13 protein-coding genes are annotated in these 14245 nt (G+C 62.0%); 5 read left to right on the top strand and 8 right to left on the bottom strand.

Annotated elements, in window-relative coordinates; translation table 11 throughout:
- Positions 1-224 precede the first annotated feature (224 nt).
- The gene (locus J7E36_RS13825) at positions 225-1280 is read left to right on the top strand and encodes a haloacid dehalogenase-like hydrolase (protein ID WP_215003767.1); all 1056 of its coding nucleotides are present in this window, start codon (positions 225-227) and stop codon (positions 1278-1280) included.
- A gap of 185 nt (positions 1281-1465) precedes the next feature.
- Here the strand turns inward: J7E36_RS13825 and ilvD are convergent, their stop codons facing one another.
- From ilvD to J7E36_RS13810, 3 genes are all read right to left on the bottom strand, one after another.
- Positions 1466-3307: a dihydroxy-acid dehydratase gene (ilvD, locus tag J7E36_RS13820; protein WP_215003765.1), complete on the bottom strand. Its 1842-nt coding sequence runs from the start codon at positions 3305-3307 to the stop codon at positions 1466-1468.
- Positions 3308-3574: 267 nt separating this feature from the next.
- A complete protein-coding gene (locus J7E36_RS13815) occupies positions 3575-4777 on the bottom strand; it encodes an MFS transporter (RefSeq protein ID WP_215003763.1) in 1203 nt (400 codons plus the stop codon).
- 271 nt (positions 4778-5048) lie between these two features.
- A complete protein-coding gene (locus J7E36_RS13810; protein WP_215003761.1) occupies positions 5049-6245 on the bottom strand; it encodes a class I SAM-dependent rRNA methyltransferase in 1197 nt (398 codons plus the stop codon).
- A gap of 216 nt (positions 6246-6461) precedes the next feature.
- On the opposite strand from J7E36_RS13810, the gene J7E36_RS13805 reads away from it, so the two are divergent.
- From J7E36_RS13805 to J7E36_RS13795, 3 genes are read left to right on the top strand one after another with little or no spacing between them, the layout of a single operon-like run.
- Positions 6462-7277, top strand: a complete 816-nt coding sequence (locus J7E36_RS13805) for an HDOD domain-containing protein (protein ID WP_215003939.1) — start codon at positions 6462-6464, stop codon at positions 7275-7277.
- Between the two features lie 29 nt (positions 7278-7306).
- Entirely contained in the window at positions 7307-8119 is an 813-nt protein-coding gene (gene mutM / locus J7E36_RS13800) for a bifunctional DNA-formamidopyrimidine glycosylase/DNA-(apurinic or apyrimidinic site) lyase (protein WP_215003759.1), read from the top strand.
- Positions 8120-8174: 55 nt separating this feature from the next.
- Positions 8175-8495, top strand: coding sequence for a multidrug transporter (locus J7E36_RS13795; RefSeq protein ID WP_215003757.1), 321 nt, complete (start codon positions 8175-8177; stop codon positions 8493-8495).
- A 158-nt stretch (positions 8496-8653) separates the two neighbouring features.
- On the opposite strand, the gene J7E36_RS13790 is transcribed toward J7E36_RS13795, so the two are convergent.
- The 5 genes from J7E36_RS13790 to J7E36_RS13770 all read right to left on the bottom strand — a co-directional run bounded on the left by J7E36_RS13790 (position 8654) and on the right by J7E36_RS13770 (position 13392).
- Positions 8654-8905: a YfhL family 4Fe-4S dicluster ferredoxin gene (locus J7E36_RS13790; protein WP_144926124.1), complete on the bottom strand. Its 252-nt coding sequence runs from the start codon at positions 8903-8905 to the stop codon at positions 8654-8656.
- A 147-nt stretch (positions 8906-9052) separates the two neighbouring features.
- Positions 9053-9532, bottom strand: a complete 480-nt coding sequence (coaD, locus tag J7E36_RS13785; RefSeq protein ID WP_003177462.1) for a pantetheine-phosphate adenylyltransferase — start codon at positions 9530-9532, stop codon at positions 9053-9055.
- Positions 9533-9647: 115 nt separating this feature from the next.
- On the bottom strand, positions 9648-11243 hold the full coding sequence (locus J7E36_RS13780; RefSeq protein ID WP_215003755.1) for a GMC family oxidoreductase: 1596 nt from the start codon (positions 11241-11243) through the stop codon (positions 9648-9650).
- A gap of 145 nt (positions 11244-11388) precedes the next feature.
- The gene (locus J7E36_RS13775) at positions 11389-11934 is read right to left on the bottom strand and encodes a twin-arginine translocation pathway signal protein (RefSeq protein WP_215003753.1); all 546 of its coding nucleotides are present in this window, start codon (positions 11932-11934) and stop codon (positions 11389-11391) included.
- Positions 11935-11961: 27 nt separating this feature from the next.
- Positions 11962-13392: a coniferyl aldehyde dehydrogenase gene (locus J7E36_RS13770; protein WP_215003751.1), complete on the bottom strand. Its 1431-nt coding sequence runs from the start codon at positions 13390-13392 to the stop codon at positions 11962-11964.
- Positions 13393-13539: 147 nt separating this feature from the next.
- Here J7E36_RS13770 and J7E36_RS13765 point away from each other — a divergent pair, with 147 nt between their 5' ends.
- Positions 13540-14211: a TetR/AcrR family transcriptional regulator gene (locus J7E36_RS13765; protein ID WP_215003749.1), complete on the top strand. Its 672-nt coding sequence runs from the start codon at positions 13540-13542 to the stop codon at positions 14209-14211.
- The last annotated feature ends 34 nt before the right edge of the window (positions 14212-14245 follow it).

Genomic DNA, 14245 nt, shown 5'->3' with positions numbered 1-14245 from the left:
AGACGTGCCAGTCGCTTGAAGCTGCGACTGTGAGCAGGGAAGCCTAACAGGCTGATAACTAATGAATTAATACTAAAAAGGCATGTTGAATGTCGTTTATGGAATATGGAGGTGGCGTTTACGGGTACGTCGCTGGCGTGATCAAGACGCAAGCGGTCGCGGACAGGCGAGGACTGTCACACGCATTTGTTAGCGTCGGATCTTTGAACCTGGGAGAAATGCCGATGAAGCTCGCACCCCGTTTTCTCGCTGTCGCCCTGAGTCTTGGCCTCGCCGGCCAGGCACTCGCCACCGAGCTCAAGCACTGGCCGGCGGAGCAAGCCAAGGCCCTGGACGCGATGATCGCGGCCAACGCCAACAAGGGTAACTTTGCGGTGTTCGACATGGACAACACCAGTTACCGCTATGACCTTGAAGAGTCGTTGCTGCCGTTCATGGAGAACAAGGGCCTGATCACCCGGGAAACCCTCGACCCCTCCTTGAAACTGGCGCCGTTCAAGGACACCGCTGATCACAAGGAAAGCCTGTTCAGCTATTACTACCGCCTGTGCGAAGTGGACGACATGGTCTGCTACCCGTGGGTGGCCCAGGTGTTCTCCGGCTTCACCCTCAAGGAACTCAAGGGCTACGTCGACGAGCTGATGGCTTCCGGCAAGCCGGTGCCAACCACTTATTACGATGGCGACAAGGTCGTCGAATACAACGTCAACCCGCCAAAAGTCTTCACCGGGCAGGCCGAGCTGTACAACAAGCTGATGGAAAATGGCATCGAGGTGTATGTCATGACTGCCGCTTCCGAAGAGCTGGTGCGCATGGTCGCCGCCGATCCGAAGTATGGCTACAACCTCAAGCCGCAGAACGTCATCGGCGTGACCACCTTGCTCAAGGACCGCAAGACAGGCGAGCTGACCACCGCTCGCAAGCAGATCACCGCCGGCAAGTATGACGAGAAAGCCAACCTGGACCTGGAGTACACGCCTTACCTGTGGACCCCGGCGACCTGGATGGCCGGCAAGCACGCGGCGATCCTGACCTACATCGACGAATGGAAGAAACCGGTTCTGGTGGGCGGCGACACGCCGAGCAGCGATGGCTACATGCTGTTCCACGATGTGGACGTGGCCAAGGGCGGCATCCACCTGTGGGTCAACCGCAAGGACAAATACATGACCCAGATCAACGGCATGATGGCCAAGCACGCCGCGGCCCAGGCCAAGGAAGGGTTGCCGGTCACGGCGGACAAGAACTGGGTGATCGTCAAGCCGGAAGATATCCAATAGGATCACGCGAACTCCTGTGGGAGCGAGCCTGCTCGCGATAGCGGTGTGTCAGGCACATTGATGCAACTGATCTACCGCCATCGCGAGCAGGCTCGCTCCCACAGTTGATCACCGTTTGCCACGGGATATCAGACAAAAAAATGCCCCGCACTTGGCGGGGCATTTTCATTGCAACGAGGGAACGCTTACAAACCGTCCAGCATCGCCTTGTTGCGCACCGCGCCCTTGTCGGCGCTGGTGGCGAGCAGGGCGTAGGCCTTGAGTGCCGTGGTGACTTTGCGCGGACGCACTTCCATCGGTTTCCAGCCTTTCTTGTCCTGTTCGACGCGGCGCGCGGCCAGCTCTTCATCGCTGATCAGCAGGTTGATCGAGCGGTTCGGAATGTCGATCAGCACCTTGTCGCCGTCCTGCACCAGGCCGATGGCACCGCCCGCGGCAGCTTCTGGCGAAGCGTGGCCGATGGACAGGCCGGAGGTCCCGCCGGAGAAACGGCCGTCGGTCAGCAGGGCGCAGTCTTTGCCCAGGCCCTTGGACTTCAGGTAGGACGTCGGGTAGAGCATTTCCTGCATGCCCGGGCCGCCTTTCGGGCCTTCATAACGAATGATCACGATATCGCCGGCCTTTACTTCGTCGGCAAGGATCCCGCGCACGGCGCTGTCCTGGCTTTCGAAAATCTTGGCGTTGCCTTCGAACACATGGATCGACTCGTCGACGCCGGCGGTTTTCACCACGCAGCCGTCCAGGGCGATGTTGCCGTACAGCACGGCCAGGCCGCCTTCCTGGGAGTAAGCGTGCTCGACGCTGCGGATGCAGCCGTTTTCACGGTCGTCGTCCAGGGTTTCCCAGCGGGTCGACTGGCTGAACGCGGTCTGCGTCGGAATGCCCGCCGGGCCGGCCTTGAAGAAGTGATGCACGGCCTCGTCGCGGGTCTGGGTGATGTCCCACTTGGCGATGGCGTCGGCCATGGTCTTGCTGTGCACGGTCGGCAGGTCGGTGTGCAACAGGCCGCCACGGGCCAGGGAACCGAGGATGCTGAAGATGCCGCCGGCGCGGTGCACATCTTCCATGTGGTACTTCTGGATGTTCGGCGCGACCTTGCACAGCTGCGGTACGTGACGGGACAAGCGGTCGATATCACGCAGATCGAAATCGATCTCGGCTTCCTGGGCGGCGGCCAGCAGGTGCAGGATGGTGTTGGTGGAACCGCCCATGGCGATGTCCAGGGTCATGGCGTTTTCGAACGCCTTGAAGTTGGCGATGTTGCGCGGCAACACCGACTCGTCGTTCTCGCCGTAGTAGCGTTTGCACAGTTCGACGATGGTCCGGCCGGCCTGCAGGAACAGCTGTTCGCGGTCGCTGTGGGTGGCGAGGGTCGAACCGTTGCCCGGCAGGGCCAGGCCCAGTGCTTCGGTGAGGCAGTTCATCGAGTTGGCGGTGAACATGCCGGAGCACGAACCGCAGGTCGGGCAGGCACTGCGCTCGTACTCGGCGACCTTCTCGTCGGAAGCGCTGGCGTCGGCGGCGATGACCATGGCATCCACCAGGTCGAGGCCGTGGCTGGCGAGCTTGGTCTTGCCGGCCTCCATCGGGCCGCCGGAAACGAAGATCACCGGGATGTTCAGGCGCAGGGCGGCCATCAGCATGCCGGGGGTGATCTTGTCGCAGTTGGAGATGCAGACGATGGCGTCGGCGCAGTGGGCGTTGACCATGTATTCGACGGAGTCGGCGATGATCTCGCGGCTCGGCAGCGAATAGAGCATGCCGTCGTGGCCCATGGCGATACCGTCGTCCACGGCGATGGTGTTGAATTCCTTCGCGACGCCGCCAGCGCGCTCGATTTCCCGGGCAACCAACTGGCCCAGGTCCTTGAGGTGCACATGACCCGGTACGAATTGGGTAAAGGAGTTGGCAATGGCGATGATCGGCTTCTTGAAGTCGTCATCCTTCATCCCCGTGGCGCGCCACAGTGCACGGGCGCCGGCCATGTTGCGGCCATGGGTGGATGTTTTCGAGCGGTAATCGGGCATGGAGCACTCCGGGCGGCTAATCAGGTACTAATCAGGTATCAAGGGGAAGTGAGCGTCTGTTGACCTCTGGAACACGCTGGATTGACGGTGTGTCCGGAAGTGGCCGATGGCGATGCAGGATCACTGCGCGCCCGGGCATGAGCTCATAAACCCGCCGGGGATGAATGGCGATGAATGACGCGATTCTACACCGCTGGCGCCAGGATGAAATGACGCAAAGCGCTGATCACGGGTCAATGTCGCCCGTGGGATGACGACTGGCAGTACTCAACCGGTCGGAAGTGCCCCGTATCGATGCCGGACCAGAGCGTTGAGCATCAGCCCCAGGAAACTGAGCAGTATCAGGCAGAGGGCCAGCGTGACCTGCCTGTCCAGTGGCGTGAGACTGATCGCGGCGCTGGTCAGCCCACCGACGATAAATATCAGCACACTGCCGGCCGAGGCGGATGTGCCGGCGTGCGCGGGGAATATGTTCATGGCCTGGGTGTGGGCCGCTGCGCGGGCAATGGTGGTGCCGACGGTGCATACGATCATCGGCAGCAGCAGGGTGGCCACCGACAGGCCGAGCTGGCTGGACAATCCCAGCATCAATATCCCGGCTGCGAAAATCAGGCCCAGGCCGATGATGATCTGTGTCTGTGAGTCGACCCGGTTGCCCAGCAAAGTCGCCACCGCACCCCCGCCAATGTAGGCCAGCCCGTAGGCGAGCAGCACCAGCGAAAAAGCCTCGGGTGAGAGTTGCAATTGTTCGATGAGCAGCAGCGGCGAAATGACGATGAACGAGAAGTGGCAGGAGAAAGCCAGGGCCGAGGTCAGCCAGTGGGCCATGAAGCCCAGGTCGCCGCAGACCTTGCGATAGGACGCGATGAAATTCATGGGCCTGGGTGGACGATCGGCAGGGTGATGAAGGAACAGGCATGCCCCGAGAAAAGCCCCGATTGCCAGGGAGATGAACACCAGGAAGCTGCCCGGCCAACCCATCCAGGTTTGTAGCCCTGTCCCGACCAGGGGCGAAACGGAAATGAAGAGACCGCCGCAGGTGACCAGGAAGATCCGTAATCGCTGTTGTTCCAAGCCTGTGAACAGGTCTTGGATCAATGCCTGGGAAAGTACGAAGAAACCGCACCCCAGCGCCTGGACGACCCGAAACAACAGAAACCCCGCGAAGCTCTCGGCAAGTACGCAACCTGCTGCTCCAAGGGCGGAAATGCCGATCCCGATCAACAACAGGTTTTTGCGTCCCATGGCGTCGGACAGTGGGCCGACCAGCAACTGCGACAACGCGATACCCACTGCAAACAGGCTGACGGACAGGGCGATGTCGGACGATGAGCGCCCGAAATGTTCGGACAGCGACGGGAATGAGGGCAGCACGACGTCGATTGGAAATACGCCGAGTAAGGTCAGTGTCAGCAGCAACCCAACAGTTACGGGTTTTCGGGTGTGCGGGAACGCTCTGGTGTCAGCCATGGATACCTGTCCGTGGGGCAATATCGGCGCTTGAAAAGGTCCCGATAAATGGGTTTCCAGTGTCGAAATTTGCGGCGGCAGAGGCAAGGGGATGTTGGGTAGGAAGGCTCTGGTAATCAAGTCGGAAGGGTCGTACAGAGCACCGCGTATCGGCAACGCCCTCAATGCCGGTGGCGTTTGGCAGCGACAAAAAAAATCGCAGCCCGGCTGCGATTGGGGGTGTTCGGACGCCATGGGGGCCAGTGCCACGGCTCTGGCCCCACGTGATCACTCAGCTGTTAGGCAACAACCGGCAGGTAATGCTCTTGATGTAGCGGGTTTCGGCAATGGCCGGGTGTACCGGATGGTCCGGGCCCTGGCCGCCGCGTTCGAGCAGTTGGATGTTGCGGTCCAGGTGGCGGGCGCTGGTCAGCAGGATGTTCTGCAGGTCGTCTTCGGGCAGGTGCATCGAGCACGAAGCGCTGACCAGGATGCCGTCCTTGCTGAGCAGGCGCATGGCTTGTTCGTTGAGGCGGCGATAGGCGCCTTCGCCGTTCTTCAGGTCTTTCTTGCGCTTGATGAAGGCCGGTGGGTCGGCGACGATCACGTCGAAACGTTCTTCGCTGGCCTTGAGTTCCTTCAGGGCCTCGAACACGTCGCCTTCGATGCAGGTCAGCTTCTCGGCGAAGCCGTTCAGCGCGGCGTTGCGCTCGACACCGTCGAGGGCGAAGGCCGAGGCGTCGACACAGAAGACTTCGCTGGCACCGAAGGCGGCGGCTTGCACGCCCCAGCCGCCGATGTAGCTGAACAGGTCCAGTACGCGCTTGCCCTTGGCGTAGGGTGCCAGGCGTGCGCGGTTCATGCGGTGGTCGTAGAACCAGCCGGTTTTCTGGCCTTCCATGACCGGCGCTTCGAACTTCACGCCGTTTTCTTCCAGGGCGACCCATTCCGGCACGAGGCCGAACACGGTTTCGACATAGCGGTTCAAGCCTTCGGCGTCGCGGGCGGCGGAGTCGTTCTTGAACAGGATGCCGCTGGGCTTGAGCACCTGGGTCAGGGCCGCAATCACGTCGTCCTTGTGGGCTTCCATGGTGGCGGAGGCGATCTGCACCACCAGGATGTCACCGAAACGGTCGACTACCAGGCCCGGCAACAGGTCGGAATCACCGTAGACCAAACGATAGAACGGCTTGTCGAACAAGCGCTCGCGCAAGGACAGCGCCACGTTGAGGCGGTGTACCAGCAGGGATTTATCCAGCGGCAGCTTGACGTCACGGGACAACAGGCGTGCGCAGATCAGGTTGTTCGGGCTCATCGCGACGATGCCCAACGGCTTGCCGCCGGCCGCTTCGAGGATAGCCTGGTCGCCGGCCTGGAAACCGTGCAGCGGCGTGGCGGCCACATCGATTTCGTTACTGTAGACCCACAGGTGGCCGGCGCGCAGGCGACGGTCGGCGTTGGCTTTGAGGCGCAGGCTAGGCAGGGACATGACGTCGCTCCGGAAAAAAGAGCGGGAGTATAGCGTGTTGAGGCACGTCCGGGGTTTGTGCGGGACATGTGGCGAGGGCAGGCTATGGCACCGATCTACCCGGCGGTGTATCGGATCCATCTTTAAGGGTTAGAATCCCCGCCTGACCCAGAGTGTGTACTCATGTCCAAAGAGCTTACTGCCGAACAGATCCAACAATCCTTGCAAGGCATCAGTGTGCCGCCCCAGCCGCAGATCATGGTGGATCTGCAGATGGAGCAGTACATGCCCGACCCGGACCTGGAGACCATCGCCAAGCTGATCTCCCAGGACCCGGGCCTCTCGGGGGCCTTGCTCAAGATCGTCAACTCGCCGTACTACGGGCTGCGCAACAAGATCACTTCGATCCAGCGTGCGGTGAACCTGTTGGGCAGCCGTTCGATCATCAACCTGATCAACGCGCAGTCGATCAAGGGCGAGTTGCACGATGACGCCATCGTCACCCTGAACCGTTTCTGGGACACGGCCCAGGACGTGGCCATGACCTGCCTGACGCTCGCCAAGCGCGTCGGCCTGGAGAATGGCGACGAAGCCTATGCGCTGGGGTTGTTCCACGATTGTGGCGTGCCGTTGATGCTCAAGCAGTTCCCCAATTACATGGGCGTGCTGGAAGAGGCCTATGCCAACGCCAGCGCCGAGTGCCGGGTGGTGGACACCGAGAACCGGATGTTCAACACCAACCATGCAGTGGTCGGTTACTACACTTCCAAATCCTGGCGCCTGCCGGATCACGTCAGCCAGGCCATCGCCAACCACCACAATGCCCTGGCAGTTTTCAGCGACGAGTCCTCGCGCAACAACAGCCCGTTGAAAAACCTGCTGGCGATCCTGAAGATGTCCGAGAACATCTGTGCCTCCCACCGAGTGCTGGGCAATCAAGCCGAAGACCACGAGTGGGACTGCGTCGGGCCGCTGGTGCTCGACTACATCGGCTTGTCCGAGTACGACTTCCAGACCCAGAAACAGGAAATCCGCGACCTCGCCACTCGTTGAGTGCGCGCTTCGCCTGACCCGAGAGCCCCATGCCAGAACTGCCGGAAGTCGAAACCACCCGCCGCGGTATTGCGCCACACCTTGAAGGGCAGTGGGTCAGTCGCGTGGTGGTGCGCGACAGCCGCCTGCGCTGGCCGATCCCGGAAGACCTCGACGTACGGCTCTCCGGCCAACGCATCGTGCGGGTGGAGCGGCGGGCCAAGTACCTGCTGATCAACGCCGAGGTTGGCACGTTGATCAGTCACCTGGGGATGTCCGGCAACCTGCGCCTGGTGGAGGTCGGCATGCCTGCGGCCAAGCACGAGCATGTGGACATCGAGTTGGAGTCCGGCCTGGCCTTGCGCTACACCGACCCTCGACGTTTCGGCGCGATGCTCTGGAGCCTCGACCCGCTCAATCATGAATTGCTGATCCGCCTCGGACCGGAGCCGTTGACCGATCTGTTTGACGGCGAGCGCCTGTTCCAGCTGTCCCGGGACCGATCCATGGCGGTCAAGCCGTTCATCATGGACAACGCGGTGGTGGTGGGGGTGGGCAATATCTATGCGACCGAGGCGCTGTTTGCCGCCGGTATCGACCCGCGCCGGCCGGCCGGGGGCATATCCCGGGCGCGTTACCTGAAGCTGGCGATCGAGATCAAGCGCATCCTTGCCCACGCCATCGAGCGCGGCGGTACCACGCTGCGGGATTTCATCGGCGGCGACGGCCAGCCCGGGTACTTCCAGCAGGAGCTGTTCGTGTATGGCCGGGGCGGCGAGCTGTGCAAGGTCTGTGGCACGGGGCTGCGGGAAATTCGTCTGGGCCAGCGCGCCAGCGTCTGGTGTCCGCGCTGCCAGAGCTGATCCGTCCTACGGTCTATAGTCAGTAGTCATACTGCTTAGCCGAAGGACCGACCCCATGAACCTGCTTCGACTTACCGTTCTGACACTGCTGTTGGGCGCCAGTTTGCCTGCCGTGGCGAACGGCGGCAGCGGCGACTCGCGCTACACCATCCAGAACCCGCCGGCCTACGCGATGATCGGCGACTTGTTGATTGCCCGCCCGCTGCTGCTGGCCGCCACCGTGATCGGCGCGGGGGCGTTCGTGGTGGCGTTGCCCTTTACCGCGCTGGGCGGTGGGGTGGGCGATGCGGGGAAGGCGTTGGTGGTCGACCCGGCGAAAGCCACGTTTGTGCGCTGCCTGGGGTGTATTGGGGAGGGGTTTGAGCAGCAGGAGTGAAGCTGTTGGGGCTGCGGGTGTGGCTGATGACCCCATCGCGAGCAGGCTCGCTCCCACAGGAGTCTGCTCAAGACACAAATGTTGCGGACTCAGCAGATCCCTGTGGGAGCGAGCCTGCTCGCGATAGGGCCGATGCAGGCGTTACAAAACCTTCTGGTTCAACCCTTGCCAGTAATCTTGCGATACTTGGCCATCAACTGCTCTTCAGTCTCCGGATGGGCCTCGTCCAGCGGGATGCAGTCCACCGGGCAGACCTGCTGGCACTGGGGCTCGTCGTAATGGCCGACGCACTGGGTGCACAGGTTCGGGTCGATGACGTAGATTTCTTCGCCTTGGGAAATGGCTTCGTTCGGGCACTCGGGTTCGCAGACGTCGCAATTGATGCAGTCGTCGGTGATGATCAGGGACATGCAGGCTCCTGCCGGGGGCGTTGGGCCCGGGCATCTGAAAACGTATGGGCGCAATTGTGCCGTATTGGCGAGCGCAGTGCACGCGGGCGCGATGGACTGCGCTCGGCTTCGCTCGTCGAACCGCGAGCGCAGCGCAGCCCCCACGGGCTATTTCTTGAAGCGCAGGGTCAGCGCATCGGCCACGGCCGGGTGGACGAACTTGGTGATATCCCCGCCCAGCGCCGCAATTTCCCGCACCAGGGTCGAAGAGATGAAGGAATAGCGTTCCGACGGCGTCAGGAAAAGACTCTCGACGTCTGGCGCCAACTGGCGGTTCATGTTGGCCAGCTGGAATTCGTACTCGAAGTCCGAGACCGCGCGCAGGCCGCGCAGGAACACATTGGCGTTCTTTTCCTTGGCAAAATGCGCCAGCAGCGTCGAGAAACCGACCACCTCCACGTTGGGCAGGTGCTTGGTGACCTCGCGGGCCAGTTCCACACGTTGCTCCAGCGGGAACAGCGGGTTCTTCTTCGGGCTGGCGGCGACGGCGATGATCACATGGTCGAACAGGCGCGCGGCGCGTTCGACCAGATCGCCATGGCCCTTGGTAATAGGGTCGAAGGTACCTGGGTACAACACTCGGTTCATCGCGTCGTCCTGGCGGGAGTCCGTTGGGGAGTCGGATGGTATCGCAGCCGACCCGGTCGGCCAAGTCGGCCGTGGGATAAGAAAGCACTATAGACGGTGCGAATAATCCGGATATTCATGGGGTTTTCAAACGTTCGGCCAGGGAAGTTGCCAATTGCGCCGTCAGTCCGTACACCGATAATTGTGGGTTGGCGCCAATGCTGGTGGGGAACAGCGAGCCGTCGTGGATCGAAAGATTGCCCAGTTGATGATGGCGACCGAGGCTGTCCGTGACGGCGGTTTTCGGATCCTCACCCATGGCGCAGCCGCCCATTACATGGGCGCTGCCCAAGCGCGTGCGATGCAAGGCCAGGTCCAGGCTGTCGATCAGCGTACGGGCTTCGGCCAGGGTTTTCACGTAGCGGGCATCGCTGTGCACCGGCATGACGGCCCTGGCGCCGCCGGCGAACTGAATCTCGGCCATGCTGTGGAAGGCCCGGCGCAAACCGTCCCAGGTATACGGTGAAACCGTGTAGTCGAGCACCGGCGTGCCGTCGCTGCGCAACTCGACACGACCACCGGGGCTGTCCGGATGAAACCCGTCGCGCAGCAGGGCCAGCATCGCGTGGGTGTGGGGCAGGTGGCCCATGTGCGCAGCATTCTCCGTGCCGAAGCCACCCAGCAAGGTGGCGGCGAGGGCCGGGTGCAGGGGTGGGACTTCGAGTTTGTAGGACATTTTGCCGGCGGCTCCGTCCTGCCATTGGAAATGGTCCGAGTAAATCGATTGCGGCGCACCGTAAAAGGGGTTGATGACTTCATCGAATTGTCCGGCAGACATGTTCACCAGATGCAGGAAGGTGCGCTTGCCCAGGCATTCGTGCGGGTCCGGCGCATCGGAACGCAGCAGCAGCGCCGGGCTGTTGATGCCGCCGCCCGCCAGCACGTAGTGCCGCGCCTTGATCGTGATGCGCCGTCCGGTGGGGGCCACGCAACGCTCGTCCATGGCCACGCACTCCAGGCCGACGACGGCATCATTCTTGATCAGCAGGCGCTCGGCCCGTGCCAGGTAAAGCAGCACGCCACCCTTGTCCAGCGTGGCGGGAATGGTGGTGACCAGCATCGACTGCTTGGCGTTGGTCGGGCAGCCCATGCCGCAGTAGCCCAGGTTCCAGCAGCCGCGGACATTGCGCGGGATGACGTGCCAGCTGTAGCCCAATTGCTCACAACCTTTGCGGATCACGTCGTTGTTGGCATTGGGAGGAATCATCCAGGGGGCCACGCCCAGGCGCTGTTCCATGCTTTCGAACCAGGGCGCCATTTGTGCGGGGCTGTGCCCCTTGACGTTGTGCTCGGTGGCCCAATGGTCAAGGGTCTGCTCGGGCGTGCGAAAGCTCGAGGTCCAGTTGATCAGCGTCGTGCCGCCCACGGCCCGGCCCTGGAGGATGGTGATGGCGCCGTCCTTGCTCATGCGCCCCAGGCCTTCCTGGTACAGGCTGGAGTAGGCCTGGGCTTCGAGCAGCTTGAAGTCATCGCTGGTCTTGAGCGGGCCCTCTTCGATCAGCAACACGCGATAGCCGGCGGCGCTGAGGATTTCGGCCGTGGTTCCACCCCCCGCGCCACTGCCGATGATCGCCACGTCGGCTTCCAGGGTCAGGTCCTGGGTTAGTTGCGAGCCGTTGTGGGTGGTCCAGCCACGAGCCAGGCCTTCGCGGAAGAGATCGGGTACGGGCATTTGAGGGGTCTCTTGTTGTTATGGATTGGCAATGCTTCTCCTGTGGGAGCGAGCCTGCTCGCGATGGCGGAGGGTCAGTTGCACGGAAGTGAACTGATACACCGCCATTGCGAGCAGGCTCGCTCCCACAGGGAATCTCTCGGTCTCAAACCTTCGGCGGCCCTGGATACCCGCAATGCGCCCAGGCCTCGGGCCGGCTGTACCACGCCATCATCACCATCTGCAGCAGCGAATTGCGGCCTTGTCGCAGAAGGTCCAGCGAGCTGTTTTCCCAGCGGTCGAGGAATTGACGGATGTCTTCGGCGCTGGCGTTTTCCCACGCGCCCCAGACGCCAGTCAGCGGTCCGCGGGTAATGCCCAGCGTGAGCACGTCGAACAATTGGCGCGTCAGCTTGAGCATGGCGGGGGACAAGTGAGCCAGCTCGGCGTCCAGGCTTGCCAGGGTGGCCTCGACGGCAGCGGGGATCTGTTCCGCCGCGACCGCGCCATCCAGCATCACGGGAACAACGGCGCGTAAAAACGGCAGGTCGCTGTCCCGTAGCGCCGCGAGACCGCTGGCCGGCAGGCTTGGTGAGCAACCGCTGAGGCTGGCGCCCAAGCCGACGGTGGCCAGGAAGGCGCTGGCGCCGAGGCTGAATTTCAGCAGGCCGCGCCGTGACAGGACGGGTGCATCGATGAGGCTTGGGTTCATGCTTGTTATTACCCGCGCAGACCTGCGTTAGCGAACGAACAGCTTCTGGATCAACTTCTGCAGCGGCTTGCCATAGGGCGGATAGATCAGCTTCGCAGCGTTGAAGCGCTGTTTGGTCAGCACGCCCTTGGCCTTGCTGAAAGTCAGGAAACCCTCGTGCCCGTGATAGTGCCCCATGCCTGACGGGCCAATACCGCCAAACGGCAAGTCGTCCTGGGCGACGTGCAGCAGTGTGTCGTTCAGGCAGACGCCGCCGGAATGGGTTTCATGGAGTACGCGGTGCTGTTCGGCCTTGTTGTAGCCGAAATAGTAGAGCGCCAGCGGGCGTGGTCGTTGATTGATGTAGGCAAACGCCTGGTCCAGATGCTCGTACGGCACGATGGGCAGCAGCGGGCCGAAGATTTCGTCCTGCATGATCGTCATTTCATCGCTGACGTTGAGCAGCAGGCTGTGGGCCATGCGGCGGCCCTGGCCCTGGTCGAACAGCTCGATCAGCAATGCGCCCTTGCTGGTGGCATCGCTGATGTAGCCGTTGAGCCGCGTCAATTGTCGTTCGTTGATGATCGCGGTGTAGTCCGGGTTGTCCGCCAGGGTCGGATAAAAACCGCGGATCGCCTCGCGATACGCTTCAACGAACTCACCGACGCGGTTTTGCGGCACCAGCACGTAGTCCGGTGCGACACAGGTTTGCCCGGCGTTCAGCGTCTTGCCGAAAGCAATGCGTTCGGCGGCGTCCTTGAGGGGCACGTCGGCGGAGACGATGGCCGGCGATTTTCCACCCAGCTCCAGGGTCACCGGCGTCAGGTTCTCGGCGGCTGCCCGCATGACGTGCTTGCCGATGCTGGTGGCGCCGGTGAACAACAGGTGATCGAAGGGAAGCCTGGAAAACGCCATGCCGACCTCGGCCTCGCCAAGCACCACGCAGACCAGGTCCTGGGGGAAGACCCGGGCCAGCAACTGTTTGAGCAGCAAGCCGGTTGCAGGGGTCGCTTCGCTGAGCTTGAGCATGACCCGATTACCTGCCGCCAGTGCGCCCACCAAAGGCCCGATGGCCAGGAACAGCGGGTAGTTCCAGGGCACGATGACCCCGACTACTCCTAACGGCTGATAAATGACTTTGGCCGACGCCGGTTGGAACGCCATCCCCACCTTGCGCCGGGAAGGTTTCATCCAGCCTGGCAGGTGCCGGCTGGCGTAATGGATGCCGTGCAGGCTGGGCATCAGCTCGGCCAGCAGCGTTTCGTCGGCGCTGCGATGGCTGAAATCCTGGCTGATGGCATCGATCAAGGCTTGTCGTTCGTTGCTCAGCACCTCGCGTAACGCCTTGAGCCACTGCCGGCGCTGATCGACCGGTGGCATCGGATGGGCGGCATAGGCCAGGCGCTGGGCATCGAAGAGCGATTGAAGTTCGCCCAGTTGCTGTTGCGATTCGTGCAGGTAAGCAACGTCAGCAGGCATGGTCGGGCACCGGATATTATTAGAATGGGTGTTTTTTAGAGCTTGTACTCTAGAAAGTCAATGGCATCCTCAACGGCTGTGGGTTTTTCCCGTGACCGATAGGTCGTAAGATGCCCCCAATGCCTTCGTCGAATTAAAGCCCAAACCATGGCCCCACGAATAAAAACCAGCGAGCGCATCGTCCAGAACAGCCTCGAGCTGTTCAATCAGCAAGGCGAGCGCAGCGTCAGCACCAACCACATCGCCGCCCATATGGACATGTCGCCGGGCAATCTCTATTACCACTTCCCCAACAAGCAGGCGATTATCGCCGTGCTGTTCAGTGAGTACGAGAACCTGGTGGACAGCTTCCTGCGTCCGCCCCAGGGCCGGGCTGCCACGGTGGAAGACAAGCGCTTCTACTTGCAGGAGTTGCTGTCGGCCATGTGGAGTTACCGTTTCCTGCATCGGGACCTGGAACACCTGCTCGACAGCGATCCGGACCTCGCCGCCCGCTATCGACGGTTCTCCCAACGCTGCCTGATCCACGGCACGGCCATCTACGAAGGCTTCGTCGCCGCCGGTATCCTGAAAATGGACCGGGTCCAGATCGAGTCCCTGACCTTGAACGCCTGGATCATCCTTACCTCGTGGGTACGGTTCCTGTGCACCACGCGGGAAAACTCAAGTCACTTGAGCGAGCAGGCCATCAAGCGCGGGGTGTATCAGGTGTTGGTGCTGGAGGCCGGTTTCGTCACCGAACAGGCCCGCGAAGCGGTGGATGCGTTGTTCAAAGAATATTACGTCCCGCTGGCCCAGACCCTGGAGGAAGGGCAGTAGGATCGGACCTTCGATTTCCGCCACAGGAGCTCAC

This window comes from Pseudomonas fluorescens (assembly GCF_018614775.1).
In the GTDB taxonomy this organism is placed as follows: Bacteria; Pseudomonadota; Gammaproteobacteria; order Pseudomonadales; family Pseudomonadaceae; genus Aquipseudomonas; species Aquipseudomonas fluorescens_BY.
Note: the sequence above shows the minus strand (reverse complement) of the source record. Positions and strands in the feature narration are given on the sequence as shown.

Bases quoted from the DNA above. Each gene is read 5' to 3' on its own strand.
- J7E36_RS13775 (WP_215003753.1), bottom strand. From the start codon at position 11,934: ATGAACCCAAGCCTCATCGATGCACCCGTCCTGTCACGGCGCGGCCTG.
- J7E36_RS13790 (WP_144926124.1), bottom strand. From the start codon at position 8,905: ATGTCCCTGATCATCACCGACGACTGCATCAATTGCGACGTCTGCGAA.
- J7E36_RS13815 (WP_215003763.1), bottom strand. From the start codon at position 4,777: ATGGCTGACACCAGAGCGTTCCCGCACACCCGAAAACCCGTAACTGTT.
- mutM (WP_215003759.1), top strand. From the start codon at position 7,307: ATGCCAGAACTGCCGGAAGTCGAAACCACCCGCCGCGGTATTGCGCCA.
- ilvD (WP_215003765.1), bottom strand. From the start codon at position 3,307: ATGCCCGATTACCGCTCGAAAACATCCACCCATGGCCGCAACATGGCC.
- J7E36_RS13810 (WP_215003761.1), bottom strand. From the start codon at position 6,245: ATGTCCCTGCCTAGCCTGCGCCTCAAAGCCAACGCCGACCGTCGCCTG.
- J7E36_RS13780 (WP_215003755.1), bottom strand. From the start codon at position 11,243: ATGCCCGTACCCGATCTCTTCCGCGAAGGCCTGGCTCGTGGCTGGACC.
- J7E36_RS13795 (WP_215003757.1), top strand. From the start codon at position 8,175: ATGAACCTGCTTCGACTTACCGTTCTGACACTGCTGTTGGGCGCCAGT.
- J7E36_RS13770 (WP_215003751.1), bottom strand. From the start codon at position 13,392: ATGCCTGCTGACGTTGCTTACCTGCACGAATCGCAACAGCAACTGGGC.
- J7E36_RS13765 (WP_215003749.1), top strand. From the start codon at position 13,540: ATGGCCCCACGAATAAAAACCAGCGAGCGCATCGTCCAGAACAGCCTC.
- J7E36_RS13825 (WP_215003767.1), top strand. From the start codon at position 225: ATGAAGCTCGCACCCCGTTTTCTCGCTGTCGCCCTGAGTCTTGGCCTC.
- coaD (WP_003177462.1), bottom strand. From the start codon at position 9,532: ATGAACCGAGTGTTGTACCCAGGTACCTTCGACCCTATTACCAAGGGC.